This window comes from Gordonia sp. PS3, from assembly GCF_041950545.1.
GTDB classification, from domain to species: domain Bacteria; phylum Actinomycetota; class Actinomycetes; order Mycobacteriales; family Mycobacteriaceae; genus Gordonia; species Gordonia sihwensis.
The window spans coordinates 636,567-653,520 of record NZ_CP169524.1; the positions used below are offsets into that span (position 1 = coordinate 636,567).

Annotated in this window: 15 protein-coding genes; 10 read left to right on the top strand and 5 right to left on the bottom strand. The window is 67.8% G+C overall.

Annotated features, from left to right (window positions below):
- Positions 1-2: 2 nt before the first annotated feature.
- A complete protein-coding gene (locus ACE11G_RS02925; RefSeq protein WP_101841525.1) occupies positions 3-506 on the bottom strand; it encodes a MarR family winged helix-turn-helix transcriptional regulator in 504 nt (167 codons plus the stop codon).
- 57 nt (positions 507-563) lie between these two features.
- On the opposite strand from ACE11G_RS02925, the gene ACE11G_RS02930 reads away from it, so the two are divergent.
- The 4 genes from ACE11G_RS02930 to ACE11G_RS02945 all read left to right on the top strand — a co-directional run bounded on the left by ACE11G_RS02930 (position 564) and on the right by ACE11G_RS02945 (position 3,373).
- On the top strand, positions 564-1,064 hold the full coding sequence (locus tag ACE11G_RS02930) for a glutathione peroxidase (protein WP_039867746.1): 501 nt from the start codon (positions 564-566) through the stop codon (positions 1,062-1,064).
- Positions 1,065-1,144: 80 nt separating this feature from the next.
- Positions 1,145-1,384 (top strand): phosphoribosylformylglycinamidine synthase subunit PurS, encoded by a 240-nt coding sequence (purS, locus tag ACE11G_RS02935; RefSeq protein WP_006897306.1) that lies wholly within the window; start codon positions 1,145-1,147, stop codon positions 1,382-1,384.
- Positions 1,385-1,391: 7 nt separating this feature from the next.
- Complete coding sequence (purQ, locus tag ACE11G_RS02940) at positions 1,392-2,072, top strand: phosphoribosylformylglycinamidine synthase subunit PurQ (RefSeq protein WP_006897305.1); 681 nt, start codon at positions 1,392-1,394, stop codon at positions 2,070-2,072.
- The gene (locus tag ACE11G_RS02945) at positions 2,072-3,373 is read left to right on the top strand and encodes a M18 family aminopeptidase (protein WP_375003614.1); all 1,302 of its coding nucleotides are present in this window, start codon (positions 2,072-2,074) and stop codon (positions 3,371-3,373) included. Before purQ ends, ACE11G_RS02945 begins: the two co-directional genes overlap by 1 nt.
- A gap of 10 nt (positions 3,374-3,383) precedes the next feature.
- Here the strand turns inward: ACE11G_RS02945 and ACE11G_RS02950 are convergent, their stop codons facing one another.
- The gene (locus ACE11G_RS02950) at positions 3,384-4,241 is read right to left on the bottom strand and encodes an SDR family oxidoreductase (protein WP_375003616.1); all 858 of its coding nucleotides are present in this window, start codon (positions 4,239-4,241) and stop codon (positions 3,384-3,386) included.
- A gap of 131 nt (positions 4,242-4,372) precedes the next feature.
- On the opposite strand from ACE11G_RS02950, the gene ACE11G_RS02955 reads away from it, so the two are divergent.
- Positions 4,373-4,768 (top strand): helix-turn-helix domain-containing protein, encoded by a 396-nt coding sequence (locus ACE11G_RS02955; protein WP_278124955.1) that lies wholly within the window; start codon positions 4,373-4,375, stop codon positions 4,766-4,768.
- A 13-nt stretch (positions 4,769-4,781) separates the two neighbouring features.
- Here ACE11G_RS02955 and ACE11G_RS02960 read toward each other — a convergent pair whose 3' ends face one another.
- A complete protein-coding gene (locus tag ACE11G_RS02960) occupies positions 4,782-6,092 on the bottom strand; it encodes a hypothetical protein (protein WP_375003618.1) in 1,311 nt (436 codons plus the stop codon).
- 254 nt (positions 6,093-6,346) lie between these two features.
- Between ACE11G_RS02960 and ACE11G_RS02965 the strand changes: the two genes are divergently transcribed.
- The 3 genes from ACE11G_RS02965 to ACE11G_RS02975 all read left to right on the top strand — a co-directional run bounded on the left by ACE11G_RS02965 (position 6,347) and on the right by ACE11G_RS02975 (position 10,989).
- Positions 6,347-8,887, top strand: a complete 2,541-nt coding sequence (locus ACE11G_RS02965) for an ATP-dependent Clp protease ATP-binding subunit (RefSeq protein ID WP_006897300.1) — start codon at positions 6,347-6,349, stop codon at positions 8,885-8,887.
- A 361-nt stretch (positions 8,888-9,248) separates the two neighbouring features.
- On the top strand, positions 9,249-9,980 hold the full coding sequence (locus ACE11G_RS02970) for a hypothetical protein (protein ID WP_260868381.1): 732 nt from the start codon (positions 9,249-9,251) through the stop codon (positions 9,978-9,980).
- 106 nt (positions 9,981-10,086) lie between these two features.
- Entirely contained in the window at positions 10,087-10,989 is a 903-nt protein-coding gene (locus ACE11G_RS02975) for an SGNH/GDSL hydrolase family protein (RefSeq protein WP_278124949.1), read from the top strand.
- Between the two features lie 140 nt (positions 10,990-11,129).
- Here ACE11G_RS02975 and ACE11G_RS02980 read toward each other — a convergent pair whose 3' ends face one another.
- The gene (locus tag ACE11G_RS02980; protein WP_082781236.1) at positions 11,130-12,587 is read right to left on the bottom strand and encodes an acyltransferase; all 1,458 of its coding nucleotides are present in this window, start codon (positions 12,585-12,587) and stop codon (positions 11,130-11,132) included.
- Positions 12,588-12,832: 245 nt separating this feature from the next.
- On the opposite strand from ACE11G_RS02980, the gene ACE11G_RS02985 reads away from it, so the two are divergent.
- Positions 12,833-13,864, top strand: a complete 1,032-nt coding sequence (locus ACE11G_RS02985; RefSeq protein ID WP_375003622.1) for an alpha/beta hydrolase — start codon at positions 12,833-12,835, stop codon at positions 13,862-13,864.
- 24 nt (positions 13,865-13,888) lie between these two features.
- On the opposite strand, the gene kstR is transcribed toward ACE11G_RS02985, so the two are convergent.
- The gene (kstR, locus tag ACE11G_RS02990) at positions 13,889-14,515 is read right to left on the bottom strand and encodes a cholesterol catabolism transcriptional regulator KstR (RefSeq protein WP_085950754.1); all 627 of its coding nucleotides are present in this window, start codon (positions 14,513-14,515) and stop codon (positions 13,889-13,891) included.
- Positions 14,516-14,683: 168 nt separating this feature from the next.
- On the opposite strand from kstR, the gene ACE11G_RS02995 reads away from it, so the two are divergent.
- Positions 14,684-16,855 (top strand): acyl-CoA dehydrogenase family protein, encoded by a 2,172-nt coding sequence (locus ACE11G_RS02995; protein WP_375003624.1) that lies wholly within the window; start codon positions 14,684-14,686, stop codon positions 16,853-16,855.
- Positions 16,856-16,954: the final 99 nt, after the last annotated feature.

Genomic DNA, 16,954 nt, shown 5'->3' on the forward strand with positions numbered 1-16,954 from the left:
TTCTAGGTTCGTGAAGAGTCGGCGAAGGATGGGGTGGGAGGAAGCGCATCCAGTGCGCTCGACAGCGCCGAGGCGAGGTCGCCGCGGACGTCACTGGGAATCTCGGCGACGAGGTCGGCGAGGTCGTCGTCCCGCATCCGGAACTGAGTCGCGATCATCTCGCGCCCGTGATCGGAGAGGGACAGGCGCTTCACCCGGCGATCGCACTCGTCCTCCCTGCGGGTGACGAGATCGAGCACCACCAGCCGGTCGGCCCCGCGGCCGGCCGCGGCGAGCGACAGGCCGACGGCGTCGGCGAGTTCGTTCACCGACAGGTCGTGATCGCAGCGGGACAGGACCATCAGCATCCGGAGCTGCGAGAGGGTCATGTCGGTGGCCGCCACGCGGTCGACGGTGTTGCAGGAGGCGCGTGCCGCGACCCGCTCGAGAAATGCCACAAGAGCTCGGGTGCAGGCCTCGACGGAAGTATCGGATTCGGACACCTCGAAGAACTTACGCTGGCGCAACTATTGCTGCAACGCAATGAGTGGTGAGTTGCCTCACCGGTGTTTAGGCTGTGGGACATGGGTCACTCCAACATCAAAGACATCCCCGTCCGTGCCCTCGACGGCAGCGATTTCAGCCTCGCCGGCCTGCCCGGCCCGCTGCTCGTGGTGAACGTCGCCTCCAAGTGCGGTCTCACTCCGCAGTACACGGCGCTCGAACAGTTGCAGAAGGACTACGGTCCCCGCGGGCTCACCGTGGTCGGCGTCCCGTGCAATCAGTTCATGGGTCAGGAGCCCGGCAGTGCCGACGAGATCGCGACCTTCTGCTCCACCACGTACGGCGTCACTTTCCCGCTGCTGGAGAAGACCGACGTGAACGGCGCCGATCGGCATCCGCTGTACGCCGCGCTGACCCAGACACCCGACGCGGACGGCGAATCCGGCGACATCCAATGGAACTTCGAGAAGTTCCTCGTCGACGCCGACGGCACGGTGCTGCGCCGCTTCCGTCCGCGCACCGAACCGGGCTCCCCGGAAGTGATCGGGGCCATCGAGGCGGCGCTCAGCGACGCCTCTTGAGCCAGGTAGAGTAGGCGCGTAACCGTTCCGCCCCCGTGGGTGGAACATTCGAGACCATCGGTGTGAGGAGCAGTGCCCGAATGGCGCGTGTAGTGGTCGATGTGATGCCCAAGGCCGAGATCCTGGACCCGCAGGGCCAGGCCATCGTCGGAGCGCTGGGGCGCCTCGGATTCGCGGGCGTGGCAGACGTCCGTCAGGGTAAGAGGTTCGAGCTGGAGGTGGACGGCACCGTCGACGACGCCGCCCTCGAGCGGATCGCCGAAGAGCTCCTGACCAACACGGTCATCGAGAACTTCAACGTCACCCGCGTCGCGGAGTAGCGGCCACATGACTGCTCGCATCGGAGTCATCACCTTCCCCGGCACCCTCGACGACGTCGATGCCGCTCGCGCGGTCGACGCGGCCGGCGGCGAGGCCGTGAGCCTGTGGCACGGCGACGCCGACCTCAAGGGGGTCGACGCCGTCGTCGTTCCCGGCGGCTTCTCGTACGGCGACTACCTGCGCTGCGGGGCCATCGCCAAGTTCGCCCCGGTGATGGGCGAAGTGGTGGAGGCCGCTCAGCGCGGCATGCCGGTCCTGGGGATCTGCAACGGTTTCCAGATCCTCTGCGAGGCCGGGCTCCTGCCGGGAGCGCTCACCCGCAACGAGGGACTGCACTTCATCTGCCGGGACCAGTGGCTCCGTGTGGAGTCGAACACCACGGCGTGGACCTCGCGCTACGAGGTCGGCGCTGAGATCCTCATTCCGCTGAAGTCGGGCGAGGGACGCTACGTCGCATCCCAGCGCCAACTCGAAGAACTCAAGGGTGAGGGCCGGATCGCGTTCACGTATGCCGGCGACAACCCGAACGGTTCGAGCCTGGACATCGCGGGCATCGCAAGCGCCGACGGTCGCGTGGTGGGTCTCATGCCGCACCCGGAGCACGCCATCGAGGCGCTCACCGGCCCCAGCGACGACGGTCTCGGTCTCTTCTACTCGGCACTGGACGCGGTGCTCGCGGCCGTCTGATGACGGTCGACACGACTGCGACGGCGGCGGGGCTCGGTGACTTCATCGACGCCTCGCCGTCGCCTTTTCACGTCTGCGCGACCGTCGCCGCGACCCTGGACGCCGCCGGGTATCAGCGGCTGTCGGAGACCGATTCCTGGGCCGCACCGGACGGAGCCGCGTCGAATCCCGCCTCGGGCAGGCACTATGTGGTCCGCGGCGGCTCGATCATCGCCTGGGATGCCTCGGCCGCCGCTGACGACCCGCGCTTCCGGATCGTGGGCGGCCACACCGACAGCCCCAACCTGCGCGTCAAGCAGAATCCCGATCGCGTCAGCGCGGGTCTGGCGACCGTCGCACTGGAACCGTACGGCGGCGCCTGGCTGAACTCGTGGCTCGACCGCGACCTCGGTCTGTCGGGCCGGCTGGCCTACGACGCCGGCGGAACGGTGGCCTTCGAGCTGGTCCGGATCGACGAGCCCATCCTGCGCGTCCCTCAGTTGGCGATCCATCTGTCGGAGGACCGCAAGGGCGTGAGCCTGGACCCGCAGCGGCATGTCGACGCGATCCGCGGCGTCGGAGAGGCGCAGCCACTGCTGGCCTTCGTCGCGAACCGTGCCGGGCTCGACGCCGACGCGGTGCTCGGCTGGGAGCTGATGACGCACGACGTCGCGCCGTCGCGGATCGTCGGTGCGGCGGGGGATCTCCTGAGCGCGCCGCGACTGGACAATCAGGGCACCTGCTACGCCGGACTGCGCGCACTGCTCGACGCGGGATCGGGCGAGCGGTCGGGTGCGATCTCGATGCTGGCTCTGTTCGACCACGAAGAGGTCGGCTCGGGGTCGGAGCGCGGGGCGTCGTCGGACTTCCTCGTGACGGTGTGCGAACGGATCGTCGCCGCGTCCGGAGGTGATCGCGACGACTTCCTCCGCACGATGGCCGCCAGCGTCTGCGTGTCGGGCGACATGGCGCACGCGACGCATCCCAATTACCCCGATCGCCACGAACCGTCGCACCGCATCGCGGTCAACGGCGGTCCGGTGCTCAAGGTGAATCAGAATCTGCGGTACGCCTCCGACGCCATCGGGGAGGCCGAGTTCGCGCTGGCGTGCCGAGACGCCGGCGTGCCGCTGCAGCGATACATCCATCGCGCGGACCTCCCGTGCGGTTCGACGATCGGGCCGCTCACCGCCACGCGTACGGGGCTGCTGACCGTCGACGTCGGCGCACCTCAGCTCGCGATGCACAGCTGCCGCGAGTTGATGGGCGCCGACGACGTTCCGATGTATTCGGCGGCGTTGGCGGCCTTCCTGCGTCGGTAGCCGCCCGGGCTCAGTTCAGTGCGGCCTCGATGACCTCGGTGAACGGTGTGCCGGGTCGGCCTCGGAGGTCGGCCAGATCCGTCGAATCGGAGTCGAGGGCGCCCTTGCCCGCCCCGGTGTCGGAATCGGCGAGGACGGCGGCGAATCCGGCCGGAACGCCGGCCGATTCCAGCGCCGCGGCGTATTCGGCCTCCGGGAGATCCCGGTAGGTCACCGGGCGACCGGAGACCGCCGCGAACGTCGCCGCGATGTCGGCGTACGTGAGGTGCTCGCCGCCGGCGAGTTCGTACACCGCGCCCGCCGGAGCGTTGATCAGCGCCGCGGCAGCGGCGTCGGCGTAGTCGGCACGCGCCGCGGGTGCGACCACACCGTCTCCGGCGCTGCCCGCGAAGACTCCCGACTCGACGGCGGGCGCCAGCGAGCGCGCATAGTTCTCCGAGTACCAGCCGTTGCGCAGCAGCACCGTGTCGATACCGCTCGCCGCGAGGAGCTTCTCGGTCTCGCGGTGTTCGTCGGCCAGGACGAGTGGTGACGAGTCGGCGCGCAGGATGCTCGTGTAAGCGATCAAGCCGACCCCGGCGTGCGTGGCCGCCTCGATCACGTTGGAGTGTTGCGGCAGGCGTCGACCCACCTCCGAACCGGACACCAGCAGCAGCTTGTCGACGCCCGCCAGCGCGGTGCGCAGGGCCGGCGGATCGGCGTAGTCGGCGACGCGCACGGTGACGCCCGCAGCCGCCAGGCCGCTCGCCTTCGTCTCGTCGCGGACCACGGCGACGATGTCGGAGGCCGTGACGCCTCGCTCGATCAAGGAGTGGACGGCGGCGGAGCCGAGTCCGCCGGTCGCGCCGGTCACTGCGTAGCTGGTCATGGGGAGTCCTCTCGTGGTCGGCGTAATGACGACGCCGATGAATTTGCGCTGTCATTTCATCATGCACTTACGAAAAGTAATGTGCAATGGTGATGGTAAGCACATAGCGTCCAGGAGGGTAGAATGGCCGCATGAACGACGCGCAGCCCACGGAGAACATCGTCGACCCGTCTCTCGAGGCCGACGTCTTCTCGCGGAACTGCTCCTCGCGCGAGATCCTCCAGAACGTCACCAGCAGGTGGGGCCTGCTCGCACTGGTGGCGCTGCTCGACGGCGAACTCCGATTCAACGCGCTCCGCAGGCGGGTGGACGGCGTCAGCGAACGAATGCTGTCGGTGACACTGCAATCGCTCGAGCGAGACGGCTACGTGCGGCGGGAGATGCTGCAAGCCATTCCGCCGCGGGTGGAGTACTCGCTCACCGAGGCGGGCACGCAGGTGGCGCAGCGGCTCTCCGGGTTGATCGAACTCGTGGAGGCGCAGGTGGACGAGGTCGCCGAGGCGCGTGCCGCCTACGACGGGCGCTGAATCCGCGTCGACGTCAGTTCGGTCGCAAGGCGGTGAGTGTCGCGCCCTCGCTCAGCACGATGTAGCCGTCGACGTCACGGGCCGATCCCAGCACAGTCCGGTTCCAGAGCTGCGCGCCCGAGTCGATGTCGTAGGCCGTCAACTGGTTGGGGTTCGCGAACACGGCCACATCGTCGGAGGCGCCCACGCAGGAGGAGGCGTCGATGGCGGCGTCGGGATCATCGAGCGCCGGGGGCGGCATCGCGCCGCGCCGTGCGCCGTCGGCGAGGTCGAAGAACACGCGTGAGCGATCCTTGCGCGCCACTGACAGCACTCGGCCGCACGGCCGGGCGTTCGCCTTCGACAGTTCGGGGTCTCCGATCTGCCAGAGCCCGTCGCCGGTCGCCGGATCGACGATCTCGTAGTGCCCGGCGGCGTCGAGAGACGACCCCTCGCCGGCGGGGGCGATCACCGGGAGCGTCGACGGTCCGCGGAGCACACGCATGCGCCGCGCCGTTCCGACGGCCTCGTCGCTGACGCCGGCCTCGGTGAAGGGATGGAACGAGACCGACTCGGCGCCGTACGCCGTGTCGGTCACCGCGATGCCGGATTCGAAGACGTCGACCGTGCACTGGGTGCAGGAGATCCGGTCGGTCCCGTCGGCGGGGTCGATGACGTGATGAGCGTCGTCGGAGGTGTCGACGATGAGAGCGCCGTGCGCCTTGCGGACCTCGGCGGCGCCGGCGAAGGTGCGGCTCCACGCGGTGGCGCCGTCCGGTGATCGCAGACTGACCTGGTAGCCGCTCTGATTGACGTGCACGAAGTCGGGACCCAGGCCGAGAACCGCGGCGGTGTCGTCGCCGTCGGCGGTGCGGGTGAGGGATCCGTCGTGTTGATCGACGAGGTAGAACCCGTTCTCCGGCCCGTCGATGCGCAACCGAACGGCGCAGCCGATCTGACGGCGGTCGTTGATCGAGCAGTCGCCGAAACCCGCGTCGACCGGGGAGTCCCACTGCGGCTCGCCCGACCGTGCGTCGATGAGCATGAACTCGTGCTTGATGCCGACCGGGTACGAGATCAGCCAGCGGTGGCCGTCGGTGGCCGCGACCGTCGCCGGCCCGCTCATTCCCGGCAATGCACCGTCGTCGAGCGTCCACGCCGCGTCGGGTTCGGCGGAGTACGAGCGCAGCACGCCTTCGATCGAGGCGTCCGGTGCGGATTCCGGGGTACCGGAAAGGACTACCCCGGCGGTGACGACCAGCGCCGCGGCGCTGAGGGCTGCGACCGCCGCCATGCCTCCGGGCAGGTGTGGCAGGCGGCCCGCGAACGAGGAGCGCGAGGACATGCAAGACAGTCAATCACGGGCTCCGGCCGGGTGGTCGGAGCACCGTTCGCTCAGGGCGTATCGGGCCGGGAACATCCCCCTTGAGCGTTGCGTTGTCAACCACAGAACCCCGTCGCAGTACACAGCCGAGGACTGAGGACAGATGTAACTGCCTCGTCGCCTCCCGGGACCACTACAGTGAAGGCAGGGCTGGTCGCCGGAGTACGTCACACTTTCGTGACAGCGGCCGGGGCGCAAGCAATAGAGGGAGAACAATGTTCGAACGGTTCACCGACCGCGCACGCCGGGTTGTCGTCCTGGCGCAGGAAGAAGCGCGGATGCTCAACCACAACTACATCGGTACCGAGCACATCCTCCTGGGACTCATCCACGAGGGTGAAGGCGTCGCGGCGAAGGCGCTCGAGTCGCTCGGCATCTCGTTGGAGGCGGTTCGCAGCCAGGTCGAGGAGATCATCGGCCAGGGCCAGCAGGCGCCGTCGGGTCACATCCCGTTCACTCCGCGCGCCAAGAAGGTGCTGGAGCTGAGTCTGCGCGAGGCCTTGCAGCTCGGTCACAACTACATCGGCACCGAGCACATCCTGCTGGGTCTCATCCGCGAGGGCGAAGGCGTCGCCGCGCAGGTGCTGGTGAAACTGGGCGCCGACCTGAACAAGGTCCGCCAGCAGGTGATCCAGCTCCTCTCGGGCTACCAGGGCAAGGAGCCGGCCGAGGCGGGTACCGGCGCGCGGTCGTCGGAGTCGGGCACACCGTCGACCTCGCTGGTCCTCGATCAGTTCGGCCGCAATCTCACGACCGCCGCGAGCGAGGGCAAGCTCGATCCGGTGATCGGCCGTGAGAAGGAGATCGAGCGGGTCATGCAGGTCCTCTCGCGCCGCACCAAGAACAACCCGGTGCTCATCGGTGAGCCCGGCGTCGGCAAGACCGCCGTGGTCGAGGGGCTGGCGCAGGCGATCGTCAACGGCAACGTCCCGGAGACGCTCAAGGACAAGCAGCTCTACACGCTCGACCTCGGGTCGCTGGTCGCGGGCAGCCGCTACCGCGGCGATTTCGAGGAGCGCTTGAAGAAGGTGCTGAAGGAGATCAACACCCGCGGCGACATCATCCTGTTCATCGACGAGTTGCATCAGCTCGTCGGCGCGGGCGCAGCCGAGGGCGCGATCGACGCCGCCAGCATCCTGAAGCCGAAGCTGGCGCGCGGCGAACTGCAGACCATCGGTGCCACCACTCTGGACGAGTACCGCAAGTACATCGAGAAGGACGCCGCGCTCGAGCGCCGCTTCCAGCCGGTGCAGGTCGGCGAGCCGTCGGTGGAGCACACCATCGAGATCCTCAAGGGTCTGCGCGACCGCTACGAGCAGCACCACAAGGTGTCGATCACCGACGGTGCCCTCGCGGCTGCGGCCACCCTCGCCGATCGGTACATCAACGACCGCTTCCTGCCGGACAAGGCCATCGACCTCATCGACGAGGCCGGCGCGCGGATGCGCATCCGCCGGATGACCGCTCCGCCGGACCTGCGCGAGTTCGACGACCGCATCGCCGAAGCGCGCAAGGAGAAGGAATCGGCGATCGACGCCCAGGACTTCGAGAAGGCGGCGAGCCTCCGCGACAAGGAGAAGCAACTGGTCGCCGAGCGCGCCGAGCGCGAGAAGCAGTGGCGGGCGGGCGACCTCGACGTGGTCGCCGAGGTCAACGACGAGGAGATCGCCGAGGTCCTCGGCAACTGGACCGGTATCCCGGTGTTCAAGCTCACCGAGGAGGAGACCACTCGTCTGCTCCGCATGGAGGACGAGCTGCACAAGCGGATCATCGGCCAGGAGGACGCCGTGGCGGCGGTCTCGCGTGCGATCCGCCGTACTCGTGCCGGACTCAAGGATCCGAAGCGTCCGTCGGGCTCGTTCATCTTCGCCGGACCGTCGGGTGTCGGTAAGACCGAGCTGTCGAAGGCGCTCGCGAACTTCCTGTTCGGTGAGGACGACGCACTCATCCAGATCGACATGGGTGAGTTCCACGACCGCTTCACCGCGTCGCGACTGTTCGGAGCCCCTCCCGGCTACGTCGGTTACGACGAGGGCGGCCAGCTCACCGAGAAGGTGCGCCGCAAGCCGTTCTCGGTGGTCCTGTTCGACGAGATCGAGAAGGCCCACCCGGAGATCTACAACACGCTGTTGCAGGTGCTGGAGGACGGTCGCCTCACCGACGGTCAGGGCCGGACCGTGGACTTCAAGAACACGGTGCTGATCTTCACGTCCAACCTGGGCACGTCCGATATCTCCAAGGCTGTCGGCATGGGCTTCAGCAAGGACGACGGCCGCGGTTCCAACTACGACCGGATGAAGCAGAAGGTCAACGACGAGCTCAAGAAGCACTTCCGGCCTGAGTTCCTCAACCGCATCGACGACATCATCGTCTTCCACCAGCTGACGCAGGACGAGATCATCAAGATGGTCGACCTGATGATCGGCCGCGTGGAGGCGCAGTTGAAGAACAAGGACATGGATCTGGAGCTGACGGAGAAGGCCAAGAACCTCCTGGCCAAGCGCGGATTCGACCCGGTGCTGGGTGCGCGGCCGCTGCGCCGCACCATTCAGCGCGAGATCGAGGACCAGCTGTCGGAGAAGATCCTCTTCGAGGAGATCAAGGCCGGCCAGATCGTCGTCATCGACGTCGAGGGCTGGGACGGAGAGGGAACGGGCGAGGACGCCACGTTCACCTTCACCGGATCCGACCGCCCGCGGGCGATCCCGGATGCCCCGGCGGAACTGACCGAGGCAGCCGACGGCGAGGCGGGCTGACAACCGTCTGATACAGAATTTCGGCTCCCGCACGGGTCTCACAGACCGGTGCGGGAGCCGAAATTTTTGCGTCCGCGGCCTTACGATGATGCGAAAGCCGCGACATCAGTCGCAGACATCAGGGGAGCTCATGACTTTCTGACAGCAGCCGTTCCAACCTCCGCAGCCGCCGCCCGCACAACCCGCCTCACCGGTGGCCGCGTTGCTGGCACCGACGGCGCCGCCGTCGTCGACTCGGACGATCGTGGGTGCTGTCGCCGCTGTCGGGGCTCTCGTTCTCATTGTCTGCAGCTTCTTGGCGTGGGTCTCGGGGTCCGCTAAGAGCGAGCAGAGCCTCGGTACGGCGAGGATCGCCGTGGGAATGGACTTCACGGTGACCGGCATGGGCTCCGGTGACGCGTCGTTGTACGTCATCGAAGCGCCCGACATCGCCCGCGCCGCGATGGAGAACCAGATCTCGGCGCAAGAGGACTCGTTCTCCTCCGATGCCGATGAGAAGGCGAAGAAACCGGGTATCTGGATGATCGTCTTCGGAGTCATCGTCGCGGTGGGCGCGGTGCTGCTGCTGATCGGGCGCTACTCCGGCATCGGCGCGCTGGTGGCCGCGGTGGGCGGTCTCGCGGCCACGATCGCGGGCATCGTGTTCGTCGCCGACCCGACGGGCGCGGTCGGGATGAAGACGAGCAGCGAGATGCCGCCCGGCGCCGAACTCGGCGCTGCGTACGGGTTGTGGCTCGTGCTCGCGGGCGCGTTGGTGACGTTGGCGGCGGGGGCCGCTGCGGTGCTGCTCACGATCCGTCCGGGCCTGTTCGGCGGTAAGCCCGCCGCAGGCGCTGCAGGTCCGGCACAGTCTTTCGGCCAGCCCCAGTATGGGCAGCCCCAGTACGGTCAGCCCCAGCAGCCCGGACCCCAGCAGCCGGGACCGGGGCACTACGGGCAGCCGCAGCAGGGCTACGGACAGGCTCCGGGTGGATTCCCGCCGCCGCAGCCCGGCCCGTACCCGCCGGTGCAGCCGCCGCAGCCGGGCGCGTATCCGCAGCAGCCGCCGCAGACACCGCCGCACGGACAGGGTGGCGTTCCGCCGCAGCAGTAGAGCCCGGACGTCTGATGACGAACCGGGGGTGGGATTGCTTACACGGAACGGCGACAACCGGATCCGATTAGGGAATTCCACAGCTGAATATGTGAAACTCTCCTCCATGCGCTCTTCGGTCAATCGTCCCGCGGCGGTCGCCGCTGTGGTCGTCGCGGTCGTGGTGACCGCGGTGGTCGGATTCGCCCTGTCGAACTCCCGGGGAGCGGCCGGCCCGAGCTCGGCATCGGTGGTCGGAACGGCAGGTCGTACCGCGCCGCCGGTCAACTACGTCGCGATGGGCAGTTCCTTCGCGGCGGGCCCGGGTGAGGGGCCGGTGGTCGATCGGCGTTGCCTCCGTACCGGCGACAACTATCCGCACCAGGTGGCCGCACGGCTCGGTATGCGCCTGATCGACGTGACGTGCTCGGGTTCCACCGCGGCGGAACTGGTCACCGGACCGGTGCGTAAGCACGGCAAGATCCGTCCGCAGGTGGAGGCCGTCGATCACAACACCCGCTTGGTCACCATCACGACGGGCGGCAACGACATCGACTTCGTCGGCCGCATCATCGCTCAGGCCTGCAATAACATGCGTGCGCTCGGACTGGCTCACTGCGGGTCGGGACGGATGCCTCCGCCGCCGCCCGGCCCGGCCGACTTCGGCCGTCTCGAGCAGTCGCTGGTGAACGCGGTGGAAGCGGTGCGGGCGCGCTCTCCGCTGGCTCGCGTGGTGCTCGTCGACTACACGCCGGTGGTGGCGATCGATGCACCGCCCTGCCGGCTGTTGCCGCTGCTGCCGTGGGAGGTGGAGCAGGACGCCCAGATCGCCGCTGAGATGTCCGCGGTGAATCAGCGGGTCGCCGACCGTACCGGCGCCCAGCACGTCACGACCGCCTCGCTCGCGCCCCTGCATTCGGCCTGCGCGGCCGAACCGTGGATCCGCGGCTACGGCAACAAGATGGTGTTTCATCCGAATGCCGCGGGAAAGACCGGCATCGCCGATCTCGTGGCCGCGGCCGTGCGTTGACTCGTGATGACCACGATGTGGGCGCACCCAGCGTGAACGCCCGGGGGAAGCGGGAACTGCCCGTTCAGTGAAGAACGTTCAGCGAAGAAGGACCCCGGCTCGCCGAGCCGGGGTCCTTCTCGATGCAGTGGATCAGGCCGTCAGGGACGCGCGGGCTTCGCGTCGTGCGCCGCGTTGCTCTGCTTGACGCCCACGACGATCGCGGAGAGCAGCAGCAGCGCGCTGGTCGCCGTGATCAGGACGCCGAGTTCGGTGTTCACCGACTCGTACACGCCGAACCCGATCGCTCCGCCCACCACTGCGACGAACGACGACCGGCCCCAGCGCTGGATGCGCCAGTCGATCCGTTCGCGTCCGGTGGTGATGAGGCTGATCGGACTGCGGCGGAGTACCTCGACGAGGTAGACGGTGCCGAGAACGGTGACGAGGTAGGTCAGCAGGAGATTGATCCACAGCGGGGCGTCGAGGTGCTCGCGTGAGCTGACCAGGACGGTCGAGAGCACGATGACGTGCGCCAGATAGATGCCGAACGACCGGTCCGCCGCGGTTCGCATGAACCTGTCGGCGATCGAGCCCGAGCTCCGCCTGTCCTGCCAGATGGTTCCGCAGACGTACAGGATCACGATGATCGCGACGAAGGCGAACGCGTTGTGCACCATGAAGACGTTGGTGGCGCGGAACATCTCTTCGCCCTGGTCGACGTTGTAGACGAAGTACACCAGGGTCACGATGATCGTCACGAGGGCGACGAGCACCAACGGCCGGCGGAAGCGCCTCATGAAGCCGCTGAAGGCCTCGTAGTGATACGCGGCCAGGCAGCCCGCGAGGATGAAGAACTGATACGGGAACAGCGTGACGCCGAGGTAGCGCCAGATCAGGCCGGGCACACCGCTCTCGAAGAAGGAGAGCGGTGGACGCACCATGTGGAACAGCAGCCAGATGTGGAACGTCAGGCTGGCCGCGAGCAGGTACCGGTGGTATCCCCAGGTCCGCTTCAGAACCCACAGGACCGCCGGGAACACCAGATAGATCTGCATGCTCACGGACAGGAAGTACAGGTGGTAGGCGGCGTTGCCGGTGATCAGGTCGTACGCGAGACTCTTGAGTGCGAGGCGCTCGGAGGCGCCGTCGGTGAAGATGCCGCGGATCGCGTCCCAGCCGCCCTGCTGGTAGTGGCGATTGGTCCAGTAGAACAGCGACCACACCACGAAGGGCAGGCCGATCAGCTTGTAGCGTCTGCGCCAGAAGGTCGGTGCGTGCAGTTCGCGGTTGCGGTACTGGTAGGTGAGGACGAAGCCGGTGAGCGCGAAGAAGCAGTAGCGCGTGTACCGCAGGAGCAGACCCAGACCCTGGGCCGCCATCGCCGTCGCGGGGGCGAGCCCCAGGATGACGTGGTCGAGGATGACGCCGCCGAAGGTGAAGAGACGGACGAAGTCGATCTGGTAGAGATGCCCGTCTTTCTTCTTCTTGACGGGGGCCGGCACCTCAGCGGTGTCCGCGGGCTGCGGTGTCTGCGTGTCCGTCGGCGCCGAAGGCTCCTCGATTGCGTCGGGCCGACGCTCGGGCGCGTCGTCGATCTTCGGTTGGGCGTTTACCACCTGGCTACCCTGTCTTGTCGTTCATTCACCTGGCTCTGGTGCTGCTGCTGTGGCGAGGGTACTAGCCCAGGCTGGGTAGACACACATCAGCAACGGCGTCGATGTCCGTTCGGTCACGTTCGCCGGGCCCGTCCCTGGGGATTTGCAACGTTCTGATTCCGAAACGTCCGCCCAGGGTTTCGGTATGTCGGCCATGACGGGATACTCTGTGACAGAAGTGATTGGTGGGGCAAAAGGGGTTTGCAGTGCGACGATTCAGTTCACGAGCCGCGGTGGTCGCGGGAGTCTGCGCTCTCTTCTTGACGGGCGCCGGGGTGGCCTCGGCCGATCCGGCGACGTCCGCACCGAAGGAACCCGCCACGGCTCAGCTTCCCGCGCGTGTCGTGTCGCTGACGAACGTGGCACCCCAGGAGTCACTCCTGGAGGTGTACTCCGCCGCGATGGGGCGGACTATCTCGCTCAACGTGCTCCGGCCCGAGGACGATGCCCCGGCGCCGGTCCTGTATCTGCTCAACGGTGCGGGAGGCGGCGAGGACAGCGCCACCTGGCGCGCCAAGACCGACTACAAGAAGTTCTTCGCCGATAAGCGGGTCAATGTCGTGACGCCGGTGGGCGGGGCCTTCTCGTACTACACGGACTGGCAGCGCGACGATCCCGTGCTGGGCCGGAACAAGTGGCAGACCTTCCTCACGGAGGAACTGCCGCCGCTGGTCGACAAGGCCTTGAACACCAGCGGTGCGAACGCGATCGCGGGCATCTCCATGTCGGGGACCTCGGTGTTCAACCTCGCGATCGCGGCGCCCAAGCTGTACCGGTCGGTGGCTGCGTACAGCGGATGCGCACGGACCAGCGATCCGCTGGGCCAGGCGTACATCCGCACCGTCATCGGCGACCGCGGCCGCGGTGACATCACCAACATGTGGGGACCGCTCGACGGGCCGGGATGGCGGGCCAACGACCCCTACCTGCACGCGGCGGCACTGCGCGGTGTGAAGGTTTACATGACCTCCGGCAGCGGACTGCCGGGCCGGTACGACACCCTGGATGCGAGACTGATCAAGGGGGACCCGGCGGTTCTGGTGGATCAAGTGGTGATGGGCGGCGTCATCGAGGCCGCGGTCCGCAGCTGCACCGTGCAGATGGAGCAGGCGCTCAAGACGGCCGGCGTCGACACCGAGGTGATCTCGCGGCCGCTGGGCACCCACTCCTGGGAGTACTGGCAGCAGGATCTGCACACCACGTGGCCGATGATCGCCAAGGATCTGGGAGCGGCCTGATCGGCACGAGTGTGTGACGCGGTGTCAGTCGCGGTCGAGTAGCAATCGGACGGTCAGTTCCATCCGGTTGGTGACGTCGGTGGCCGATGCGCGCCGGGTCAGCCACTGCACCAGATTCGACATCCACACGTCCGAGATGACGCGGGCGATCGCGAGATCCTGGGCGGTCGGCTCGGCCGCCGGGTCCGCGTCGTCGATCATCGCGCCTGCGAGCAGTCGGTCGATGATGGTGGCGACTCGGTTGACCTCGCTGGTGGCCGAGGCGTCGGCGAACATGAAGGCCCGCGTCATCGCTTCGGTGAGCAGCGGATCCTTCTGCATCGCGAACGTGATCATGTCGAGGACGAAGCGCAGTCGCTCCACGGCGGTGTCACCCTGCAGGACGCTGCGGTCGGCGCGCGACTCCACCTTCTCGAGTTCGCGGGCGAGTGCGGTCACCAGCAGGTGCACCTTGGACGGGAAATAGCGGTACAGCGTGCCGACGGCCACGTCGGCCTTGTCGGCGACGGCTCGCATCTGGACGGCGTCGTATCCACCCTTCGATGCGAGCGCCAGGGTGGCGTCGAGGATGCGCCTGCGTCGTTCACGCTGTGCGGCGGATCCGACCTCGGCACCGGACAGTTGAGCGGGGGCTGGAGGCGGTGCCGGCATATCGGTCTCGGTCTTCGTCGTTCCCGCGCCAGCCATAGGTTTCCGTCTCCTCCGTTACGTCACGTCCATCGGCCGCCAGTTGGCAGCCGCCCTCCGATGGTGTACACCCAATGGATATTAGAACAGGTTCTAATTGACGTTACCAACAAAATCTCGGAGGAGGTCTCGGTGACAATCGCCACGTCAGCGGACCAAAGGGTTGTAAGTGACAGTATCGCTGCTTGGGCTCAGGCGCGCGATGTTCGCTCCGCGGTGCGGGGCGATCTCGACCACTCGGCGGACTCCTGGCGTCCGCTGTGGACGCAGATCGCGGACCTCGGGCTGTTCGCCGCCGGTGTTCCGGAGAGTGCGGGATGTGCAGGCGGCAGCGTCGAGGACGTCGCCGTGATGTTCTCCGCCTGCGGTTCGGAGCTGGTTCCCGGTCCGCTTGCGCCGACGATGGCCGCCGGATACGTGCTGGCCACGCAGGGTGCGGAACTCGCCGACGAGGTGATGGCCGGACAGCGCCCGGTGGTGGTGCCCGCCACCGCGGTCGCCGAGTCCGCGGGCTTCGGCGTGGTCGACGGCTCAGTGGACCTCGGTCTGATCCCCGCGTACGTGTCCGACGCACTCGTCGCCGCACCGCTGACATTCGACGGCGGCACCGTGCGGTGGCGCCTCATCGATCCGGCGTCGTGCCGCATGGAGACCGACGCGGTCGCCGGGCCCCTGGACGGCACGGCGGTCCCGGTGCGGGTGCGGGTGTCGGAGCTCTCGGAGGAGGAGACACTCGCGCTGGACGACGGTGAGCTGTTCGTGGCCCTCCTGCACGTCGGCGTGATCGCCTATCAGGCCGGGGTCGCCGCGCACGTCCTGGACCTGGCGGTCGAGTATGCGAAGGTCCGCACCCAATTCGGTGCGGTGATCGGGTCGTTTCAGGCGATCAAGCAGATCTGCGCGGACATGCTCTGCCGGAGCGAGCAGCTCGCCGCCGCCGCATGGGACCTCGCTCGCGCGCTCGACGACGCGCGGACCGGTACCGGTGATCAGGATCGTGACCAGGTGGAACTGAGCAGACTGGCGGCCGCGGTGCTGACCGCGGATCTCTCGCCCGCCAACGCGAAGGACGCCATTCAGGTCCTCGGCGGCATCGGCTTCACCTTCGAGCACGACGCGCACCTGTATCTGCGTTCCGCGCTCGCCGCGCGCACGCAGCTCGCCGCCGGGGAGCCCCAGCGCGCGGCGTTGGCCGAACTCGGCCGTGCCGGCGGCCGCCGAGAGTTCTCGCTCGACCTCGCCGACGCCGAGGCCCGCAGGCCCGCGATCGCGGCCACCGCCGAGGCGATCGCGGCGGTACCGGAGTCGGAGCGACGCGCCGAGCTCGCTCGCACCGGATTCCTCGCCCCGCACTGGCCGGAGCCCTACGGATTGTCGGCCGATCCGGCGTTGCAGCTGCTCATCGACGCGGAGCTCGACCGGGTCGGCGTGGTCCGCCCCGACCTGGTGATCGCCGGATGGGCGCTGCCGACCATCCTGGAGCACGGCACCGACGAGCAGCGCGAGAAGTTCGTCTCGCCCACCCTCGCGGGCGAGATCCGCTGGTGCCAGCTGTTCAGCGAACCCGAGGCGGGCAGCGATCTCGCATCACTGCGCACGCGCGCGGTCCGCACCGACGGCGGCTGGCTGCTGACCGGACAGAAGATCTGGACGTCGGAGGCGCACATGTCGCAGTGGGCGGTGTGCCTGGCGCGGACCGATCCGGACGTGGCCAAGCACAAGGGCATCACGTATTTCCTGGTCGACATGTCGGCACCGGGCATCGACATCCGTCCGCTGCGGGAGCTGACCGGCCGGGCGATGTTCAACGAGGTCTTCCTCGACAACGTTTTCGTGCCCGATTCCATGGTGGTCGGCGACGTCGGAAACGGCTGGCGCCTGGCGCGCACCACCCTCGCCAACGAGCGTGTCGCCATGGGCGGGTCCGGGCTGGGCAAGGAGGTGGATGCGCTGCTCCGGCAACTCGACAGCAGCGGCGCCGAACTGACCGGGGCCCAGACGCTCGAACTGGGCCGGATCATCGCCGACGCCCACATCGGACGGGTGCTCGACGCGCGGTCGGTGGCTCAGCGGCTCAGTGGCACCGACCCGGGCGCCACGTCGAGTGTCCGGAAACTGATCGGTGTGGTGCACCGGCAGTCGGTGCCCGAGTTCGCCACCGATCTGCTGGGGTGCGAGGGGCTGGGCGCGACCGCCGCCACCGACCTGCTGCTGCTGAATCGCTGCCTCTCGATCGCCGGTGGAACCACCCAGATCCTGAAGAACGCAGCGGCTGAACGGATTCTAGGTCTACCCCGCGGGTGAGCGGGAAACGCGTCGACAACGGCACGAAAATCGCAGGGCATCGGCAAGATGTGACACCGGTCTCTGGGTCTCTGATAAACTAGAACAAGTTCTAATACT